Raw genomic sequence first — 21,117 nt, forward strand, 5'->3', positions numbered from 1 at the left:
TGGGCATCGCTGGGGGGCAACGATGATGGGCCGCTTGTGGAGATCCGTCCGGCATGTGCCGACGGCACTGAGAGCGACGGCGTTCGTGGCGGTCGCCGCGCTGGTCGGGGTGCAGGGCGGTCAGGCGGCCCAGGCGTTACCGGGAACGGCGGCCACCCCGGCCACTCCGGGACAGCAGACCGGCACCGCGGCGGGCAAGAAGCACGCGGTCCCGGCCTCGGCGACCAGCAGCAGAGCCAGAACCGTGCTGCCCAACTCCCGGCCCGGCCAGGTCAAGGGCGCGGTGGGAGCGTACAAGGCCCACGGCGCGAAGAGCGCCCCGGTGAACTCCGGCAGCCGGATCCACAAAGCCCCGAAGCCCGTCGCCGCACCGGCGGCGAAGAAGCATCGGGGCTTTGTCGCGTCCACCAGCGTGGAGCAGCCCAAGCTCGACACCGCCACCACGACCGTCTTCAAGAACGCCGACGGGACCTACACCGCGCAGGTCCACACCCGCGCGGTCAACTACCGCAAGTCCGACGGCACCTGGGCACGCATCCCCGCCGGCGCCACCGGCACGGTCACCCCGGGAACGGCCGACGCGGCCTCCTACCGGACCGCGGCCGCCGCGGGCAACCCGACCGGCCAGGGCAACGCCTCCTCCTCGACCTACGTCGAGTCCGGCGTCACCCAGAACTTCCACGGCAACGGGCAGCTGTACGTCGGGAAGTACCAGAGTCACGACTACGACTCCTTCCTCCAGTTCAGCGGCTTCGGCACGCAGTTCGCCAACGACTACGTCGTCAACTCGACGCTCTGGCTGGACACCGAGTACTCCGGCCTGGACACCACCGGCGCCTGCTCGGCCGAGGCGGTGAACGTCGCCCCCGTCTCCGCCTCCTGGGACCCGGCGAAGATCGACACCTACCCGGGGCCGGCGGCCGGCGCGCAGATCGGCACCGCCTCCTTCGCGGCCGGCACCGACTGCTCCAACGGCCGCCAGTGGGAGGGCATCAGCCTCGACACCAAGACGGTGATGAACTGGGCGCACGGCTGGGCGCCCAACTACGGTCTGCGGCTCAGCGCGGCGTCCACCGCGGCGGCGGCCAAGGAGTTCTACGCCGACGACCCCTACCTGGCCATCGAGTACACGCCGAACGGCGCCGGGGCCTCCTACTCCGAGGTCAGCTACGCCTCGCCGTGGAACAACCAGCCCGGCTGGGGCAAGGTCACCGTGCAGAACCGCGGTACGGCGACCTGGACCCCGACCAACGGCTACAAGCTCTCGTACCAGCTCTACACCGTCTCCGGCACCACCCGCACCCTGCTCACCAGCCCCGCCGCGACCCCGGCCGCGATGCCCTCGACGGTCGCACCGAACAAGCCGGTCACCGTGACCGCGTCCATTCCCGCGCTCACCGCCGGCAAGACGTATCTGATCTGCTGGGACATGTCCTACAACGGGACGCTGTTCTCCACCTACGGGGTCCCGCAGACCTGTTACTCCCTGCCGGTCGTCAACAACCCGCCGATCGTCGACACCTTCACGCCCGGCAACAACGGCTCGGTGTTCAGTCTCACCCCGACGCTGGCCGTGACCGCACACGACGCGGACAACTACCCGGGTACCGGGCTCAGTTACTCGTTCAACGTCTACGCCAACGGCTCGACGACCGCCCTGGCCAGTTCGGGGTCGCTGACCACGTCGGTGTGGACCGTCCCGGCGGGCAAGCTCGCCTACGGCAAGACGTTCTACTGGACCGCCCAGGTCAGTGACGGCAACGCCGCCTCGCTGTGGTCCGCGCCCGACTACTTCACCATCCCGGCCGCACCCCAGCCGCTGGTCACCGCACACCTCGGCGCGGCCCCGTACGACGCCACCGTCAAGGGCGTGGACCCGCAGCTCGGCGACTACTCGACGCAGACCACCGACGCGACCATCCCAGGCCCGTCCGACGGCCCGACGCTCAGCGTCCAGCGCACCTACAACAGCCTCGACCCCGGTGCCTTCAAGGCGTTCGGCGCGGGCTGGTCGTCGTTGCTGGACATGCGCGCCACCGAGGACGCGGACGGTTCCGGCAACGTCGTGATCACCCTGGCGGACGGACGCCAGGAACGGTTCGGCGCCAACGGCGACGGCACCTACAGCCCGCCGGCCGGCGACTACGCCGTCCTGTCCGCACCGGCGTCCGGGTACGGCACCTCCGGCTTCATGCTGACGGAGAAGTCGGGCACGCGGTACTTCTTCCAGAACCAGGTCACCGATCCCGTCACCGGCCAGACCTACTGGGGTCTGACCCAGTACGGCAACCGCAACGGTCACGGCCTGGACGTCGTGTGGCAGACGGTCACCCTCACCCTTCCGGACGGCAGCACCGTCAAGCCCGAGGAGCCGACTGCGTTCGGTTACCTGCTCAACCAGGACAACGGCTACGACAACGGCGACCACAACCCGGGCGACATGAGTGTCACACTCCAGCTCACCTGGGACGTCCAGCAGGTCACCGCTTCCGACGGCACCGTCAAGAACGTCCCGCACGTCGACAAGGTCACCTCCAAGCCGGGCCTGTTCGCGACCACCCGCAACCCCTGGACGTACGGCTACGATGCCGCCGGCGACCTCACCTCGGTCTGCCCGCCCGCCAGCAGCAGCTCCACCGCGACGGCCTGCACCCAGTACAGCTACACCTCCGGCGCCGCCTCCGGGTCGCACTTCGCCTCGACGGTCCTGGACTCCAACCCCACGGACTACTGGCGGCTCGGCGACGCGACCGGCTCGGCCACCGCCAAGGACGGTGTCGTCGCGAACGAGGGCACCACCGACGCCACCGCCGCCAACGTCACGTTCGGCCAGGCGGGCCCGCTCGCCGGCACCCCCGCCACCGCGGCCTCCTTCAACGGCACCAGCTCCTACCTGGCGCTGCCCGACAACCTGCCGGCCAACGCCAGCAACCTCGCGGTCGGCATGTGGTTCAAGACCACGCAGGCGGGCGGGACGCTCTTCTCGTACCAGAGCGGAAAACCCGGTACCGCCGTCACCTCCGGCTACGTCCCCTCGATGTACGTCGGAACCGACGGCAAGCTCCACGCCGAGTTCTGGAACGGACACGCCGCGCCGATGGCCTCGCCCAACGCCGTGAACGACGGCAAGTGGCACTACGCGGTGCTGTCCGGCGCCCGTACCGACCAGACCCTGTATCTGGACGGCGCCAAGGTCGCCACCCTCACCGGCACCACCATCAGCTTCGGTGCCTGGCCCTACACCACCGTCGGCGCCGGCGAACTCGCCGGATCCTGGCCGTCGGTCCCCTCGGGCAACGCCCTGGGCTGGTTCAACGGCCAGATCGAGGACGTCTCCTTCCTCCAGCACCCGCTCGGCCTGCCCGCCGTGCAGCAGGAGTACGCCTCCGCCACCCTCGCCTCCCGCGAACTGACCGGCACCACCCTGCCCTCCGGCAAGACCGCGCTCGCCGTCGGCTACGACCCGCTGACCGACCGCGCCTCCTCCGTCACCGACGCCGACGGCGGCACCTACCAGCTGGCCACCCCGGTCACCACTGGCAGCAACGACTACTACTACGGCGCCGTCCGCGGCACCCGGCCCGCCCACGACTACCCGATGACCGAGTCGTCCGGCCTCACCGCCGCCGACCAGTACGGCGTCGACAACTCGGCCGGCGGTGCGTCCGACGGCATCTACAACGACGTCATGCTCGGCGAACCCGGCGTCTTCGGCCCCGGCGGGGACACCGCGGCCGGCTTCAACGGCACCGACTCCTCCCTGTCGCTGCCCACCGGAGCCCTCGACGACAGCAGCGGAAACGCCTCCGTCGCCCTATGGTTCAACACCAAGCAGGCGGGCGGCGTCCTCCTCTCGTACCAGAACGCCCCGATCGGCTCGGTGCCCACCAGCTACACCCCGGCCCTCTACATCGGCACGGACGGTCTGCTGCACGGGCAGTTCTGGGACGGCAGCCTCTCCCCGATGGCCTCCAAGGCGGCCGTCAACGACGGCAACTGGCACCTGGTCGTGATGACCGCGAGCGGCACCGGCCAGACCCTGTGGCTCGACGGACAGAGCCAGGCCACGCGCACCGGCAAGTCCATCGCGGGCCAGGTCAAGACCTGGGGCGAGACCACGGTGAGCGTCGGCGCCGGATACGTCGCCGGCTCCTGGCCGAAGCCGCCGGCCAACGCGCAGGGGTACTTCAACGGCGAGATCGGCCAGGTCGGCATCTACCAGACCGACCTCGGCCAGAGCAGCGTGGAGGCCCCGCTCGGCCTGTACACGGCCAGGGGCTCGGCCACCATGCTCATGCCGTCGACCACGCTGACGGTCACCGACCCCGCGCAGCACACCGAGACGTACACCTTCGACCCGTCGAACGGGAACCGCACCACCGCCGTCACCGACGCGGGCGGCGGCCGGACGACGTACGCCTACGACTCCCTCGGCTTCCAGGACGCCGTCACCGACCCGGACGGGCACTCGACCAGCCGTCAGCATGACGCGTACGGCAACGTCCTGGCGACGACGACCTGCCGCCAGGTGAACTCCTGCCAGACGTCGTACTTCAGCTACCACACCAACGCGGCCGACCCGATGGACCCGCTCAACGGCAAGGTCCTCTACGCGGCCGACGCCCGCTCCGGCGCGACCGGCACCGCCAACCCGGCCTACCGGACGGCCTACACCTACACCCCGTTCGGCGCCCTGGCCTCCGTCACCACGCCCCCGACACCGGACTACCCGAGCGGCCGCAAGACCAGATACACGTACTACAACGACAACGAGAGCTTCACGGACAACATCGGCGTGGCGTACACCGAGGTGTACGGGATGCTCGCCACGGTCACCGACCCGAGCGGCAAGGTCACCCGCTACCACTACTGCGGCACCGACCACCTCGGGAAGGTCTGCAGCGAGACGGACCCGTCCGGCCAGGTCACCTACTACCTGAACGACTTCCTCGGCCACCTCACCACCAAGGCGGTCAGCTCCGACGCCTACCCGGTGACGTTCAGCTCCTCCGGCGCGCCGGTCGGCGGCGTGCAGACCACGTACACCTACGACGCGCTGGGCCGGACCCTCACCGAGACCGGTCCGGCGACCACCGACGCGGTCAGGGGCGTCACCCACACCCCGAAGACGACCTACACGTACGACGCGGACGGCGACCTGACCGGCACGTCGACCGCAGACACCACCGGCCACGACGCCACCCGCGCCACCGCCTACGTCTACGACGACAACGACCGCGTCAAGACCGCCACCGACCCGGCCGGCCAGGTCACCGCGTACACGTACGACAGCTTCGGCCGCAGGACGACCGAGACGAACCCGGCTGGCACCACCTACCGCTACGCCTACTCGCCGACCGGCCGGCTGCTCACCACCACCCTGCTCGGCTGGACCGGCGACCCGACCGCCCCCTCCGACCCGACCGACCTGGTCGTGGAGTCCCGGGCCTACGACCCGGCGGGGCGGCTCGCGTCCGTCACCGACTCCATGGGCCGGACCACCGCCTACAGCTACTTCGACGACAACCTGCTCCAGTCCCAGACCGACGCCTCCGGCACGTCCGTCGCGACCACCACCAAGGCCTACGACTACGATCCCGCCGGCAACATGACCTGGGAGTGCGACGTCTGGTCCGGCACGGCCTGCCTCAAGCAGACCCAGTACACCGTGGACGCCGCCGACCGGACCGCCAAGACCGTGGTCGACCCGTCCGGCGTCAACCGGATCACCGTCAACACCTTCGACCCGGACGACAACGTGTTGTCCCGCATCCTCACCGGCGGCGGGCAGACCCGGCAGATCGGCTACTCCTACGACGCCGCCGGGAACCGGATCGCCCAGTCCGTACGGACCGACACCACGGGGCCGACCGGCTACTGGCCGCTCGACGCGGGCGCGGTCACAGCCGCCGACTCCTCGGGCAACGGTTTCACCGGCACGCCGTCCACGGGCACCTCCTGGGGCCCGCCCGGCAGCAACTACACCTCGTTCAACGGCACTTCCGGCGCTGTCCTCACCAGCGGCACACCCGTCGTGGACACCACCAAGGCCTTCTCCGTCTCGGCGTGGGCCTACCTGAGCGCCACCAGCACCACGAAGGACTTCACGGTCGTCAGCCAGCAGGGCGCCCAGAACAGCGCCTTCCAGCTGGAGTACAACCACACCACGAAGTCCTGGGCGTTCGTGCGCGCGAGCAACGACACCAGTACGGCCACCAACTACGTCGCCAGCGACCCCACTCCGGCCACCGCCGGCACCTGGACCCACCTGGTCGGCATCATGGACGCGCTCGGCAACATGAGCCTGTACGTCAACGACGTCGAGGTCAGCGGCATCTGCCTCAACTGCACTCTGGTGACCGACCCCACGCCGATGGCCAGCACCACGGGCGTGGCGATCGGCAGGGGCAAGGCCGCCGGCGCCTCGGTCAACTGGTTCGCGGGCCGGGTCCGCGACGTGCAGCTCTACGGGCGCGAACTCAAGCCCGTCGAGATCGGCCAGCTCTACACCTCGGCCACCACCACCGGTGAGTCGCCGGTCACCGTGGGCGCGGCCGGCTGGTGGAAGCTGGACGACGGTGAGAACCCGTCCGCCGGTGACCACTCCGGCGCCGGGAACGCCGGCACGCTGAACGCATCGACGAGCTGGTCGACGGAGAACGGCGGCTCCGCCGTCTTCGCCGGGGCCGGACAGATCGCCACCGGCGGGCCGGTGGTCGACACCACGAAGAGCTTCTCGTTGTCCGCCTGGGCGAAGATCACCAGCACCCCGACCGGCACCTGGCAGACCGTCATGGCCCAACAGGGCACCCAGGCAGCCGGGTTCTCCCTCGACTACAACCCGACCGCGGGCCGGTGGGCGTTCGACCGGGCCACCACCGACGTCGCGTCCCCGACCCTCGCGGGCGCCACCTCGACCGCCGCCCCCACCCTCAACACCTGGACCCACCTGGTCGGCACGTACGACGCGAGCAGCGGCAAGATGACGCTCTACGTCAACGGCACCGCCCAGAACACGGCGACGGACACCACACCGATCGCGAGCTCCGGGGCGTTCGTCATCGGCCGGGGATACACGGCCGGCGCGGCCGCCCAGTACTTCAACGGATCGGTCAGCAACGTCCAGACGTACAACCGCGTCCTGTCCGCCGCCGAGGTCGCCGCGCTGCACACCTCGGCCGGTACCGCCGGCTCCGCGCCGCTGACCACCAGCTGGACCTACGACCAGCGCGGCCTGCCGGTCACGATGACCGACGCGCGCGGCAACGCCGCCGGCGCCACGGCGTCCGCGTACACCACCACCTACGCCTACGACGAGGACGGCCGCCTCACCACCACGTCCTCGCCGCCCGTCAGCACCGAGACCGGCGGGGGCGCCCCCCAGCAGACCGTGGCGATCGCGAAGTCGGGCTACGACACCTTCGGCGAACCGGTCGAGACCGACGACGCCGACGGCAACATCGTCACCACCACCTACGACCTCGACGGCCGTGTGCAGGCCGTCTCCCAGCCGGCGTACACCCCGCCGGACGGCTCCGGCACGGTCACCCCGACCACCTCCTACACGTACGACGCGCTCGGCGAAGTCCACACCGAGACCGACCCGCTGAACCACACCGCGTCCTACGTCTACGACCAGTTCGGCGACCGCGTCCAGCAGACCCTGCCGGGCGGCCTGGTCACCCACGTCGGCTACGACACCGACGGCGAGGTCCTCAACAGCACCGACCCGACCGGCGCCAGGACCGAGGCGACGTACGACGCGCTCGGCCGCGAGGCCACCAGCACCCAGGTGGAGCGCAGGCCCACCCCGGCCGCCTACACGACGAAGTACGGCTACGACGGCCTCGGCGACCTCACCTCGATCGAGGACCCGCTGGGCAACACGGCCACCGCGGGCTACGACGCGCTCGGCGAGATCAGCACCGCCACGGACCCGCTGGGCAACACCACCTCGTACGCGTACGACGTCGCCGGACAGGTCGTCAGAACGACGGCCGCCGACTCCACGGCCAGCACGGAGAGCTACGACCAGGCCGAACGGCTGGTCTCCATGGTGCAGCTCGACGCGAACGGCGCCACCCTCGCCTCGACGTCGTACGGCTACGACGCGGCGGGCAACCAGACCACCGCCACCGACCCCCGGCAACACACCAGCACCAGCACCTACGACGCCCTGAACCGGGTCACCGGCCAGACCCAGCCGGTGGACGCCACCACCTCGATCACGACCTCCTTCGGCTATGACGCCGCGGGCAACGAGACCCGCTACACCGACGCCGACAAGAACGCGACCTACTACACCTACAACCCGCAGGGCCGGCAGGAGACCAGCGTCGCCCCCAGCGTCACCGGTCTCACCTCGGCCGCCGACCGCACCACGACGTTCTCCTACGACGCCGACGGCCACCAGCACAGCATCACCCGCCCTGGCGGGGTCAAGCTCACCGAGTCCTACGACGACAACGGAGTGCTGACGGCGGAGTCCGGCAGCGGCGCCGAAGGCGCCACCGCGAGCCGTTCCTTCGGCTACGACGCCGACGGCCGCCTCACCTCCGTCTCCGCACCGACCGGTACCGACACCTTCACCTACGACGACCGAGGCCTCCTCCTCACCCTGGGGGGCCCCAGCGGCACCGCGAACTACGCCTACGACGCCAACGGCGGGATCAGCAGCCGCACCGACGCCACCGGCACCGCCACCTTCGGCTACGACGCCGACGAGCGGGTCAACAGCGAGACCGACCCGCTGACCGGCACCACGGCGACGCTGACCTACACCAAGCTGGGGCAGCCCAAGACCACCACCTACGGCACGAACGGCGCCACCCGCGCCTACGACTACAACGCACTGCACCAGCTCACCTCCGACGTCCTGAAGACCCCCGCCGGGACGACGGAGGCGTCGGTGGCGTACACGTACAACGCCGACGGCCAGACGGCCACCCGGACCACCACCGGCACGGCGGGCTCCGGCACCAGCACCTACGACTACGACTACGCGGGCCGCCTGAAGTCCGCCACCACCGGCTCCTCGACCACCGCCTACGGCTACGACGCCAACGGCAACCGCACCAGCGCCGGTTCGAGCACGGCCACGTACAACGCCCGCAACGAACTGACGTCCGTCACGTCCGGCTCGACCAGCACCACGTACGGCTACACCGCGCGGGGCACGACGTCGAGCGTCACCTCGGGCGGCTCCACCACCACGTACACCGCGGACGCCTTCGACCAGCTGACCGCCACCAGCGCGGGCGGCGGCTACACCTACGACGGCCTGGGCCGGCTGACCACCGCCGCTTCCGGCGGCTCCACGCACACCTTCAGCTACGCCGACGGCACGAACAACGCCGTGTCCGACGGCACCCAGGACTTCGCCCGCGGCGCGGACGGCGGCCTGCTGGCGGTGAGCGCGGCGGACGGCACCTCCGCACGGCTGGCCCTGACCGACGGCCATGACGACGTGACCGCCACCTTCACCGCCACCGGCTCGGCACTCACCGGCTCCACCGCCTACGACCCCTACGGCACACCCACCGCCACCAGCGGCAGCCAGACCGACCTCGGCTACCAGTCCGGCTGGACCGACCCGGGGACGGGCTACGTCAACGCGGCCGCCCGCTGGTACAACCCGGCCAACGGCGACTTCACCAGCGCCGACACGGTGAGCAACCCGCCCACCCCGGCCGTCAACGCCAACCCGTACGCGTACGGCAACGACGACCCGCTCGACGCCACGGACACCTCCGGCCACGACGCCTGCACCAGCGACGACATCAAGGCCCAGGAGGAGGCGTACGAGGCGCAGCAGGCCTGGCTCAAGCAGTGGCAGGCGGGCGCCTGGGACCGGATGGAGAAGTACTCCCAGGACCAGTACAACGCCTGGAAGCGCGAGAACGCCCGGAAGATGGCCCAGAACGAGGCCGACGAACGGGCTCTGCAGCAGCAGATCTCCGACCAGGTACGGCAGTTCGAGAACGAGTTCAACGACGCCATGAACTGGGAGCCGTCGGGTCACTCGGGCGGTCACGGGTCAGGGTCCGGCTCGGACTCGTACAGCGTCTCGTACGGCAACTCGTACGGTTCCTACGGGTCGCACGGCTCGTCCGGAAGCAACTACTCGTTGTACTACGGAGTCGCTGCCGGAGGGGCGCTGACCTACGGCTACGGCGCCGCGAGCTCCGCGAGTGGCGGGGCCGCCGCCGAGGGCCTGGAGGCGGTCGGCGACGTCATCTGGGAGGAGCTCGCCTCCGCCAGCGCCGAGGAACTCCTCTTCGGCCTCGCCCTGGCCGCCTCGGCGGACGACGACTGCGGCGCCCACGGCATCCCCACCCGCCCCAAGAACCAGAACCTCGGCGGCGTCAACACCACCCCGGTCATCGGCACCACCCCGGACGAGGACGCGGCCGCCGCGGCGGCGCACGACGCGACCAGCTCGTCCGCGGCACAGGACGCCGGCGTCGCCACGACCGACAGCGGCGGACTGGGTAACGGCACCGGGACCAACAGGCGCGACGACCGCTGTGACACAGGGGCGGGATTCAACAGCAAGGGCAACATCGTCTACCTGCCACGCCATCTGCAGGCGGGTGAGTGCGTGGCCACGGGAGCGTTCGCCAACCTCGACAAGTCCGACTACACGCCACCGCCCAGACCCAACCTCAGGTTCGGCCTGCCCGGACTGACCAACCTGCCGTCCGACAACCGCGCGAGAGGGCATCTCATCGGGTACGCGTTCGGCGGCTCCAACAAGGACACCCGGAACTTCGTCCCCATGTACCAGGTCGCCAACCAGGACATGTTCGACTACGCGGAGGCACCGGTACTGAAGGCGATTCAGGGCGGTGGGCACGAGTTCATCGAGGTGACCCCCGTGTACGGTAATCCGTCCTCGCCGATTCCGACCGAGGTGCACTTCGTCGCCTTCGGCACCACCGACCTGGAGTGCGTCATCGAGAACACGCCCACGGGCGGTGCCCATTGCACGTAGACAGAGAAAGGCCGTTGCCGTGTCAGCCGCACATGTCCTCACCCCCGTTCTCGGCCGGCCCCCTCAGCGGGACGCGGGCACCTTCGAAGCCCTGGAGAGGGAATGGGGGGTGCCCCTCCCCGAGGAGTACGCGGACTTCGGCCGTGCCTACGGGGACGCGACGATCTCGGACTTCGTGTTCGTCTGCGGGCCCCGGACGCTTCAGTCATACGCTGAGAGGATGGGGCCGAGGATGGAGCGCAGCCCCTTCGTACCAGGGGAGGTGCTCCCCACCAAGGGCGGCATGCTGCTGTGGGGGAACACGGTCGAGGGCGACCAGCTGTTCCTGGTCGACCGGGGCGACGGCCGGTGGACCGTCGCGGCCTTCCGGCGCAACTGGGCGGACTGGTACGAGTCGGATCTGACGCTGCTGGAATGGCTGCGCCAGGCCCTCACCGGACAGATCGCCACGGACTGGCTGCCGGCCTGGCCGAGGCGTCACACCCTCGTGCCGGCACAGCAGTGATCGCGGCGCGTGCGCTCGGAAGCCGAACCGGTCCCGGTCCCGGCTTTCGGGCCACGCCCCGTACATCGCGACGTCCTCGCCCCTGACCGCCCCGTTCCCCGTACCGTCCGACCGCAACTCGTGCACGATCGCCGGGCAGGAAACGGACGATCGCGATGACGGTCAGGGCGGCCGGCGGCACATGGCGTCGCCCGTCTCCTGGTCGGCCGGGCGCCGGCCCCCGCACACGCGGAAGAGGCGGGCCGATGTTCGTCGGCCCGCCTCTTCCGTGGTTTCAGGTTCCGTGGTTTCAGGCGGGCTCTCCCGCACCTTCCCCGAACCCCTGCCCCTGCGCGGCAGCCCGCGCGGCCTTGCGTCGCTTGCGCCGGCTCACCCGCGGCTCCTGGTCCGGCAGCCAGCCGAAGATCAGGCAGCTGCCGACGGCTCCGAGGATGAGGCCGACGAAGAAGCCGCCCAGGTTGGAGGTGACCCAGCTGCCCAGGGAGCACAGCATGCCGAGGATGGAGTAGAAGAGGCGCTGCGAGGGGCTGAAGAGGGTCAGCAGGCCGCACAGCACCATGACCGCCGGCAGCAGGTAGCCCGCCACACCCTGCATGCCGACATGGATGACGACCTTCAACGAGGCCTTCACGGTGAGCAGGATCCAGCCGCCGCCCAGGGTCAGCAGCAGGCCGCCCAGGAACGGCCGACGGGCCCGCCAACCGCGGAAGGCGGGCCGCCACCCCTGATGTGGAGTGTCTGTGCCGGACATCAGCAACCCGTGTCGCTGAAGCTGAGTTTCAGGCCGGGAAGCGTGAACGTCCCAGCGGTCGTCTTGTAGTTGGTCTGTCGCAGGTTGTCGATGTGCACGGTGTCGGCCTGCTGGCTGAAGACGCCCAGAGGTCCCTTGACCCCGGCCTTGTCGAGAGTGCTCGCGTCGTTGCCGATCTCGATGTTGTTGAAGGACGCGTCGCCCGACAGCAGGGTCGAGTCGGTGGTCAGATCGGTCGCCTGCACCTTCGACGAGCCACTGCCCGCCTTGATGAGCAGGTTGGTGCCGCCGAGGTCGACGCTCTGGCACAGGGTGTCCAGGGTCGCCTTCTTGATCGCGGAGGTGACGACCAGCACCTGGCCGCCGGTGTCACCGGCGTTCGGGCTGCCGTCGGCCATGTTGTCGAGCGCCCCGAACTGCTCGAAGCCGGTGCCGTCGAGCGACTTGGCGGTGACCGTGAAGGGCATGCCGGAGATGTAGAGCGTCACCCCCAGCGCCCCCTGGGCGGTCAGGACCGCGAGGCCGGCGACGGCCAGGGTGGCCGGGACGGCCAGCACGGCGGCACGGCGTGCCCGCACCCGTCCCCGTCTCGGTGCCCCTCCGGTACCCCCGGTGGTGTCTGATGTTTCGGAAAGAGAACCGCTTCCCGGGTTCTCTGGCGTGTTGTCGACGGACGGAACGTCCGGGGACTCGGCCATGTCTGCTCCCATGCATTAGGTCACGCGGGTTGGGCTTCAGTGGCACGTTGTCCTGGCGCGGACAGCGGCTGTCGCGCACGCCTCCTCACAACTCCCGGCGGGTGCAAGGGCTTTCTCGTTACGCAGCAGTAGCCAAGCCGAAAGTTACCGGCGGTTACTTTTCAGGGTCAAGACAGTTGTGAAAAAAGAGTGTTGAATTCGCGTCAGTTGTGTTCCGACCATGCATTCCCTTGATCGAGTACTCAACTCCCTTGATCGGCCTTGACGTTGACGGCCGATCAGGTCTACAACTCTCCCTGGTCTACTTCGGATCCGTGGCGCCGGATCCGCCGAGCGGCATCGACCGCTTCCCGGCCTCTTCGATCACCGCTCCGCTCAGCGGCGTCGGCAACGGTCGCTTCCCCCCAGGGACCGTGCCGGAACGCCTGTGACCGGCCCGGTCGGAGGCCTAACCCCCCCAGGCTTTCGGTCGGTGTCCGGCCTGACCGCCGTTGCCGGCCCGTCACGTACGGAGAAGGCGTGACGAGCCGGCAACGGCCGGCGCTGCATTCGCGCCCCCCCCAGACCCCCCACCTCACCTCACGCAAGTCCCCCCAAAGAAAGAGGCAACCCGCATGCGTACGCGATCCCTCCTCGCCCTCGCCGGTACCGTCGTCGCCCTCTCGGTCGCCGCCACCGTGCCGGCCTCCGCCGACGGCTCCGTGCTCACCACGGGCAGCGCCGGCGGCACCGCCGTCGCGGTCGGCGACACCCTCACCGCGTCGCTGGCCAGCGGCACCACCGCCACCCTCTACTCCAGCGCCACCAGCACCAGCGGCATCACCTGCGCGGCCTCGACCTTCACCGCCACGGTGACGGACAACCCGGCCGCCCCCGGCACCGCCACCGAGTCGGCCACCGCGCAGACCTTCGGCAGCTGCACCAGCAACGTGACCGGCGTGACCGGCGTCTCCAGCATCACGGTCGACAACCTGCCGTACACCACCGCGGTCTCCTCGGACGGCTCGGTCACGGTCACCCCGCCGAGCGGCTCGACCATCCAGACCACCGTCAAGCTGACCACCCTGCTGGGCAGCATCACCTGTGTCTACCAGGCCTCCAGCCTGACCGGCACCAGCTCCAACACCGACAACAGCCTCGCCTTCAGCAACCAGGCGTTCTCGAAGACCTCCGGCTCCATCCTCTGCCCCTCCGCCGGCTACTTCACCGCCAAGTACGCCCCGGTCGCCGACAACGGCGCCGCCGTCTTCACCAACTGACCCGGTTACGAGAGTCGTCAGCGTCGACGTAGACGCAACGCCAGGGCGGCGCCGCCGGTGAGCACCAGCACCGCGGCGGCGCCGCCCGCCACCAGTGGCGCCGACGGGCCCGAACCGGAGTCCGTGTCGGAGGCCACGGGAGTGCTGTCGGCGGCGGTGGTTCCGGTCTTTGGGGAGACCGGGGTCGCCGCCGCCGTCCGCTGTGCCCGGGCGGCGACGCTCGGCGAGGCGCCGTCAGCCGGGGTCGCGCTCGGCCGCGGCTTCGCGCCCGCCGTCGCCGCACCGTCCTTCTGCGCGGTCCTCCCCGCGGCCTTCTTCGCCGTGAACACCACGTCCGAGCACGAGTAGTAGGTGTCCGGCGTGCTGCTGGTCTGCCAGACGGTGTACAGCACCTGACGCCCCGTCCGGTCGGCGGGCAGCGTCGCGCTGAAGTGGTACGCCCCGTTCGTCAGCGCCGGGTCCTTGAACTCCGCGAAGGGCTGCGCGGGCAGCTCGGACCACGTCAGCGGCTTCGCCGGGTCGTAGCCCGGCTTCGTCAGATACAGCTTGAACGTGCCGGAGTGCGCGATGGTCGCGGCATACGTCATCGTGATCCGGGCGCCCGGAGTCAGTTCGGTCGCGGGCCAGTCCGCGCGCGCCAGGTCGAGCCCCTTGTACGCCGGCAGACTGCCGCTGCACAACTTGCCGTCCGGAATCACCTGCCGGTCCCGGCCGTCGACGCCCGCCACCCGTATGTCGTCCCACGCGACGAAGGTCTGCCCGCTCGCCGCGATCGCCGCCTTGCAGGCCGCCGTCGCCGCGCTGCCGCCGCTGGGCGAGCAGGCGTAGGCCCGGCTGACGGGATAGGTGGGCGCGCCGTGCGCCCGGGCGGACCCCGCCGCCCACGACAGGAGCAGCAGCGGGGCCGTGGCGGCGGCTGCCGTGACTCTCAGGCGGGCGGTCGGCCGAGTCATCGGGACGTCTCCTCGGAGGTCGCGGGTAGAGGTCTGCCGAGGTGAGTACGGGAATCGAAGCCGCACCGTTCAGTGTGGTTGATCACAGGGCCGGTCGAAGTGGGCGGCACCGACCGGCTCGTCCGTTTTGCCGACTTTCCAGGCGCCATTGAGAACCAACCGTCCGGCTCGTATCGTGGCGATCACCGATCGTCGTCCGGCCGCCCGCAGCGCTTCCGGAAACGGGCACGAACACGAGGGAGGGGTGCGTTCTGATCTCTTCCGTTTGTGCACCGTGGACCCCGAACGCGTGGTCGCACGCGCGACTTGTGCGAGTGTGTCACCGGGTCCGCACCAGTTGCCTCCCGCTGCCGCACGGTGAGCTATCGTGTGCACGGGGTAAAAAACAAACCGCATGCCCCGTCGGTTTGGCAGCCGTGAAGTCGTGAAGCGCTGAAGCCCCGAAGTCGCGAAGTCCTGAAGTCGTGGAGCCGTGAAGGAGCGTCGAGTCGATGGCGAGGCAGTTACGCGCGGAGCAGACCCGCGCCACCATCATCACCGCCGCCGCCGACCTTTTCGACCGGCGCGGCTATGAATCCACCAGCCTGAGCGAGATCGTCGAGCACGCGAAGGTCACCAAGGGGGCGCTCTACTTCCACTTCGCCGCCAAGGAGGACCTGGCGCACGCCATCATGGAGCTCCAGTCCCGTACCTCCAGCCAGTTGGTGCGGGAGATGGACAGCCGCGGCTACTCCTCGCTGGAAGCCCTGATGCGCACCACGTTCGCGATCGCCCGGCTCGCCGTCGACGGGCCGATCCCGCGCGCCGGACTGCGCCTCGCCACCGCGGACGTCACCGTACGGCCGCCGCTCAGGCACCCGTTCACCGAGTGGCTGGAGTTCGCCACCCGCAAACTCATGGGCGCCGTCAAGGAGTCCGACGTCCACCCGGACATAGACGTCGGCGCGGTCGCGCACTCCCTGGTCTGCTTCTTCGTCGGCACCCGGGTCGCCGGCCGCAACCTGGAGCCGGTGGGTCGACTGCCGCGCAGGGTCGCCGAGATGTGGCACCTGATGATCCGCGGCCTGGTCCCGGTGCACCGGCGCGCCCGCTATCTGACCCTCGCCACCCAGCTGGAGCGCGAGATCAGAACGGCCTGACGGGCGGCGTGACCGACGGTCTGACAGGCGTCCCGCGGTTCGGCGGAGCCGGGCGGCCCGCGCGATAGCGTGGCGCCCATGCCCGACTCCGCCGCCGCACCCGTGATCCTCGGCACCACCGGCCCCTTCCCGCACAGCGTGCTGGCCGAACGGCACCCGGCGATCATCCGCCAGGTGCGGGACGCGTTCCCGTACGGCCCCGCACAGCACCGCGCCCTCGACGCGCTGCTGCGCAACTGCACCGAGGGCGTGATCGAACCCCTGCCCGGCGGCGCGAGCGGCTGGCGCGACTGGGGCCTCGACAGCTATGTGGGCCGCTCCTGGTTCGACGTGCCGTGGCTGTGGTCGGAGAGCTACTTCTACCGCCGGCTCCTGGACGCCGTCGGCCACTTCGCCCCCGGCCCCTGGCAGGGCATCGACCCGTTCCGCCCGTTCAAGCTCGCCGAACTCGACGCCAAGGAGACCGACGAGGAACTGGCCGCACTCGACGACCTCGGCGACGACCCGGACCAGGCCCTGCTGCACGGCTCGCTCTGGGGCAACCGCGCCGACCTCGGCTTCCGGCTCTCCGCCGTCGGCTCGGGCGAGGCCGTGGCCGCCCTGGTCGCCGACGACAGCGCCGCCCTGTGGCCGCTGCTCCACGGCGGCATCCTGTGCCTCGTCGCCGACAACGCGGGCCGCGAACTCGTCCCCGACCTGCTGCTGATCGCCCACCTCCTGGACACGGGCCGCATCGCACACGCGGTCCTGCACATCAAGCCGTACCCGTACTACGTCTCCGACGCCACCACCGCCGACGTGCTCGACGCCCTGCGCAGGCTCACCGCGGCCCCGGGCGCCGCCGCCGGATACGGCCGCACCCTCTGGTCGGCGATGACCGACGGCCGCCTCACCGTGCGCGCCCACCCCTTCTCCTGCGCCCCGCTGCCGTACCCCCAGATGCCCGGCGACCTGCGTGCCGAGTTCGCCGCCGCCGACCTGACGATCTTCAAGGGCGACCTCAACTACCGCCGTCTGGTGGGCGACCGGCTCTGGCCGCCGACCACCCCCTTCACCGATGTCACCGCCTGGTTCCCGGGCCCGGTCGCCGCGCTGCGCACCCTCAAGTCCGATGTGATCACCGGGCTCTCCGCCGACACCGTGGCGGCCCTGGACGCGGCCGAGGCGGAGCGCTGGCGCACCGCCGGCACCCATGCCCTGATCCAGGTCAACACAGGGACATCGGCAGCGCCTTGAGCCCGTTGATGAAGTTCGAGACGAGTCGCCCGGCGGAGCCGGCGGGCTTCAGGACGGGCGGCGCCTGCGCGTAGAGCGTGCGCAGCTGCAGCCGGGCGAAGTGGGCGCCCAGGCAGACGTGCGGCCCGCCCCCGAAGGACACGTGCGGGTTCGGCGTCCGGGTGAGGTCGAGCCGGTCGGGCTCGGCGAAGGCCCGCTCGTCACGGTTGGCCGAGGCGTGCAGCACGACCACCTTGTCGCCCTTCCTGATGTGCCGCCCGCCCAGCACGGTGTCCCGCGCGGCGGTGCGGCGGAAGGTCAGCACCGGGGGATGCCAGCGCAGCAACTCCTCCACGGCACCGTCCGCTCCGGCCTCGCCGGTGCGCAACAGGCGGTACGACTGCGGGTGTTCGGCCAGTGCCAGCAGTCCGCCGGGGGCGGCCGAGCGTACGGTGTCGTTGCCCGCGACCGTCAGCAGGAAGAAGAACATCTCCAGTTCACCGTCGGCCAGTTCGGCATCGTGGGCGAGGGCCGTCATGACGTCGTCGGCGGGGTTGCGGCGTTTGTGCGCGGCGAGTTGCCGGGCGTATCCGAACATGTCCCCGAGCATCGCGGGTGACCGCGGATTCACCGGGCGGCCCTCGCCGTCGCGTATGGCGGGCCCGGCCTCGTCCGGGTCCTGGTAGCCGATCACCCGCCGCGTCCAGTGCAGCAGCAGTCCCCGGTCGCTCTCCGGGACACCCAGCAGGTCGGCGAGGTTGAGCAGCGCGTACTCGTCGGTGACGGCGGCGACCAGGTCCACCGTGCCGTCCGCCGCCCGGGCCGACTCCAGTGCCCGGGCGAACAGGGTGCGCGCCCGCTCCCGTACCACCGTCCCGAAGCGCTCGATCCGCCCGGGTGTGAAGGCCCGGCTCACCGTCCGGCGCAGCCGCCCGTGGTCCGGCGGATCCTGATTGAGCATCATGCGCCGGATGAACGGCAGATCCTCCGGATCCGGATCCCGGATCTGGGTCGCGCCGAGAGACGACGAGTAGGTCGCCGGGTCCTTGAGCACCCGCACCACGTCCGCATGGCGTGCCACCGCCCAGAACCCCGGCCCGGCCGGCCATCCCAGCACCTCCGGCTCCCGCTGCCAGGCCACCGGATGGTGGTCCCGCAGGACGCGGTAGTCGGGATACGGCACGGCGGCCGCGTACCGGCGCGGATCGAAGACATCGGGAACGGGCGGGGCCGCACCGCCGTCGGCAGAGGTGGTCATGCGACCACGGTGGCCCGTGCGGCGGGACCGGGCAAGACGGGCCGGCCACGGTGAGGTGCATCGCCGAACGCCACACGAACCGGCCCGAGTTCGCGGATTCCGCCTCGGTTCACGCGATGGTGTGATCATGTGCCGCGCGGTGGATGGCGTTCGCGGTGCGCGGGTAGGGCCCCGGCCATGACGCAGCCGTTCGAACTCCCGCACTTCTACATGCCGTATCCCGCGCGGCTCAACCCGCATCTGGAGGAGGCCCGGGCGCACTCCACCGAGTGGGCCCGCGCGATGGGCATGCTGGAGGGGTCCGGGATCTGGACCCAGGCCGACCTGGAGGCACACGACTACGGCCTGCTTTGCAGCTACACCCACCCCGACTGCGACGGCCCGGCCCTCTCGCTGATCACCGACTGGTACGTGTGGGTGTTCTTCTTCGACGACCACTTCCTCGACATGTACAAGCGCACCCAGGACCGCGCCGCCGGCAAGGCCCATCTCGACCGCCTCCCGCTGTTCATGCCGCTCGATCTCGCGACGCCCGTGCCGGAGCCGCGGAACCCGGTCGAGGCGGGCCTCGCCGACCTGTGGGCGCGCACCGTGCCCTCCATGTCGGCCGACTGGCGGCGCCGCTTCGCGGTCGCCACCGAGCACCTGCTGAACGAGTCGATGTGGGAGCTGTCCAACATCAACGAGGGACGGATCGCCAACCCCGTCGAGTACATCGAGATGCGCCGCAAGGTCGGCGGCGCCCCCTGGTCCGCGGGCCTGGTCGAGTACGCGACGGCCGAGGTGCCCGCGGTCGTCGCCGGCTCGCGGCCGCTGAGGGTGCTGATGGAGACCTTCGCCGACGCCGTCCACCTGCGCAACGACCTGTTCTCCTACCAGCGCGAGGTGGAGGACGAGGGCGAGAACAGCAACGGCGTGCTGGTCCTGGAGACCTTCTTCGACTGCACCACCCAGGAGGCGGCCGACACGGTCAACGACATCCTCACCTCCCGCCTCCACCAGTTCGAGCACACCGCCCTCACCGAAGTCCCGGCCCTGGCCGCGGAGAAGGGCCTCACCCCCGACCAGGGCGCCGCGATCGCGGCCTACACCAAGGGCCTGCAGGACTGGCAGTCCGGCGGCCACGAATGGCACCTGCGCTCCAGCCGCTACATGAACCAGGGTGCCGTCCCGTCCTCCCCCTGGCAGCACCTCACCGGCCCCGGCACCTCCGCCGCGGACGTCGGCGCCTTACTGGCGGCGGCCGCGTCGGAGCGCCTGCGCGCCTACTCCCATGTGCCCTTCCAGCAGGTCGGCCCCTCCCTCCTGCCCGACTTCCACATGCCGTACGAGGTGGAGGTGAACCCGCACCTCGACGGCGCCCGCTCCCGGCTCGTCGGCTGGATGCACGCCACCGGCATGCTCGCCGAGGGCGTCTGGGACGAGGACCGGCTCGTCGCCTCCGACCTCGCGCTCTGCTCCGCCGGCCTCGACCCGGACGCCACCCCCGAGGAACTCGACCTCAGCGCCCAGTGGCTGGCCTGGGGCACCTACGCCGACGACTACTACCCCCTCTGCTTCGGCGCCCGGCGCGACCTGGCAGGCGCCCGGTTCGCCACGGCCCGCCTGTCGGCCTGCATGCCCCTCGCCGACGAGCCCGTGCCGGTGCCGGCCACCGGCATGGAGCGCGGCCTGATCGACCTGTGGGCCCGCACCACCCCCGGGATGAGCTCCGAGGACCGGCTCGCTCTCAAGGAGTCCGTGGACAGGATGACCGAGAGCTGGCTCTGGGAGATGTCCAACCACCTCCAGCACCGCATCCCCGACCCGATCGACTACCTGGAGATGCGCAGGGCCACCTTCGGCTCCGACCTCACCCTGAGCCTGGCCCGCCGCGGCCACGGCCCGGCGATCCCACCGGAGGTGTACCGCAGCGGCCCGGTGCGCTCCCTGGAGAACGCCGCCATCGACTACGGCATGCTCGTCAACGACGTCTTCTCCTACCAGAAGGAGATCCAGTACGAGGGCGAGTTGCACAACGCCATCCTCGTCGTCCAGAACTTCTTCGGCGTCGACTACCCGACCGCGCTCCGTGTCGTACACGACCTGATGACCCAGCGGATGCAGCAGTTCGAACACGTCGTCGCGGGCGAACTCCCGGTCGTGTACGACGACTTCGAGCTGACGGCCGAGGCGCGCGAGGCCATGGGCGCCTACGTCCGCGACCTGCAGAACTGGATGGCCGGGATTCTCAACTGGCACCGGCACGTCGACCGCTACAAGCCGGACCACCTCGCCCGCCGGGCCCACGGCTTCCTCCCGGACCGCCCGCCGCTCGCGCCGTCGCTGCCGCTCGGGTGACGGCGC

Annotated in this window: 10 protein-coding genes; 6 read left to right on the forward strand and 4 right to left on the reverse strand. The window is 70.5% G+C overall.

Going from position 1 to position 21,117, the window contains the following annotated elements; genetic code table 11:
- Positions 1–34 precede the first annotated feature (34 nt).
- Positions 35–10,993, forward strand: coding sequence for a LamG-like jellyroll fold domain-containing protein (locus tag OHB00_RS38370; protein WP_406441884.1), 10,959 nt, complete (start codon positions 35–37; stop codon positions 10,991–10,993).
- Positions 10,994–11,012: 19 nt separating this feature from the next.
- Positions 11,013–11,498 (forward strand): hypothetical protein, encoded by a 486-nt coding sequence (locus tag OHB00_RS38375; RefSeq protein WP_406441886.1) that lies wholly within the window; start codon positions 11,013–11,015, stop codon positions 11,496–11,498.
- Positions 11,499–11,787: 289 nt separating this feature from the next.
- Here OHB00_RS38375 and OHB00_RS38380 read toward each other — a convergent pair whose 3' ends face one another.
- On the reverse strand, positions 11,788–12,249 hold the full coding sequence (locus OHB00_RS38380; RefSeq protein WP_406441888.1) for a DUF6114 domain-containing protein: 462 nt from the start codon (positions 12,247–12,249) through the stop codon (positions 11,788–11,790).
- Positions 12,249–12,947, reverse strand: a complete 699-nt coding sequence (locus OHB00_RS38385; protein ID WP_406441889.1) for a DUF6230 family protein — start codon at positions 12,945–12,947, stop codon at positions 12,249–12,251. Before OHB00_RS38385 ends, OHB00_RS38380 begins: the two co-directional genes overlap by 1 nt.
- A 614-nt stretch (positions 12,948–13,561) precedes the next feature.
- Here OHB00_RS38385 and OHB00_RS38390 point away from each other — a divergent pair.
- Complete coding sequence (locus tag OHB00_RS38390; RefSeq protein WP_406441891.1) at positions 13,562–14,206, forward strand: Tat pathway signal sequence domain protein; 645 nt, start codon at positions 13,562–13,564, stop codon at positions 14,204–14,206.
- A gap of 17 nt (positions 14,207–14,223) precedes the next feature.
- On the opposite strand, the gene OHB00_RS38395 is transcribed toward OHB00_RS38390, so the two are convergent.
- The gene (locus OHB00_RS38395; RefSeq protein ID WP_406441893.1) at positions 14,224–15,159 is read right to left on the reverse strand and encodes a lytic polysaccharide monooxygenase; all 936 of its coding nucleotides are present in this window, start codon (positions 15,157–15,159) and stop codon (positions 14,224–14,226) included.
- A gap of 491 nt (positions 15,160–15,650) precedes the next feature.
- Here OHB00_RS38395 and OHB00_RS38400 point away from each other — a divergent pair, with 491 nt between their 5' ends.
- A complete protein-coding gene (locus tag OHB00_RS38400; protein ID WP_406441895.1) occupies positions 15,651–16,298 on the forward strand; it encodes a ScbR family autoregulator-binding transcription factor in 648 nt (215 codons plus the stop codon).
- 78 nt (positions 16,299–16,376) lie between these two features.
- The gene (locus OHB00_RS38405; protein ID WP_406441897.1) at positions 16,377–17,534 is read left to right on the forward strand and encodes a damage-control phosphatase ARMT1 family protein; all 1,158 of its coding nucleotides are present in this window, start codon (positions 16,377–16,379) and stop codon (positions 17,532–17,534) included.
- Here the strand turns inward: OHB00_RS38405 and OHB00_RS38410 are convergent.
- Positions 17,506–18,771 carry a cytochrome P450 gene (locus tag OHB00_RS38410; RefSeq protein WP_406441899.1) on the reverse strand — a complete coding sequence of 422 codons (1,266 nt, stop codon included), beginning with the start codon at positions 18,769–18,771 and terminating at the stop codon, positions 17,506–17,508. The genes OHB00_RS38405 and OHB00_RS38410 overlap by 29 nt on opposite strands.
- A 177-nt stretch (positions 18,772–18,948) precedes the next feature.
- Here OHB00_RS38410 and cyc2 point away from each other — a divergent pair, with 177 nt between their 5' ends.
- Complete coding sequence (cyc2, locus tag OHB00_RS38415; protein ID WP_406441901.1) at positions 18,949–21,111, forward strand: germacradienol/geosmin synthase Cyc2; 2,163 nt, start codon at positions 18,949–18,951, stop codon at positions 21,109–21,111.
- Positions 21,112–21,117 lie beyond the last annotated feature (6 nt).

Source organism: Streptomyces sp. NBC_00631, from assembly GCF_045206895.1.
GTDB lineage: Bacteria > Actinomycetota > Actinomycetes > Streptomycetales > Streptomycetaceae > Streptomyces.

Excerpts from the sequence above, each read along its gene's own strand:
- OHB00_RS38380 (WP_406441888.1), bottom strand. The coding sequence starts at position 12,249 with ATGTCCGGCACAGACACTCCACATCAGGGGTGGCGGCCCGCCTTCCGC.
- OHB00_RS38385 (WP_406441889.1), bottom strand. The coding sequence starts at position 12,947 with ATGGCCGAGTCCCCGGACGTTCCGTCCGTCGACAACACGCCAGAGAAC.
- OHB00_RS38390 (WP_406441891.1), top strand. The coding sequence starts at position 13,562 with ATGCGTACGCGATCCCTCCTCGCCCTCGCCGGTACCGTCGTCGCCCTC.
- OHB00_RS38395 (WP_406441893.1), bottom strand. The coding sequence starts at position 15,159 with ATGACTCGGCCGACCGCCCGCCTGAGAGTCACGGCAGCCGCCGCCACG.
- OHB00_RS38400 (WP_406441895.1), top strand. The coding sequence starts at position 15,651 with ATGGCGAGGCAGTTACGCGCGGAGCAGACCCGCGCCACCATCATCACC.
- OHB00_RS38405 (WP_406441897.1), top strand. The coding sequence starts at position 16,377 with ATGCCCGACTCCGCCGCCGCACCCGTGATCCTCGGCACCACCGGCCCC.
- OHB00_RS38410 (WP_406441899.1), bottom strand. The coding sequence starts at position 18,771 with ATGACCACCTCTGCCGACGGCGGTGCGGCCCCGCCCGTTCCCGATGTC.
- cyc2 (WP_406441901.1), top strand. The coding sequence starts at position 18,949 with ATGACGCAGCCGTTCGAACTCCCGCACTTCTACATGCCGTATCCCGCG.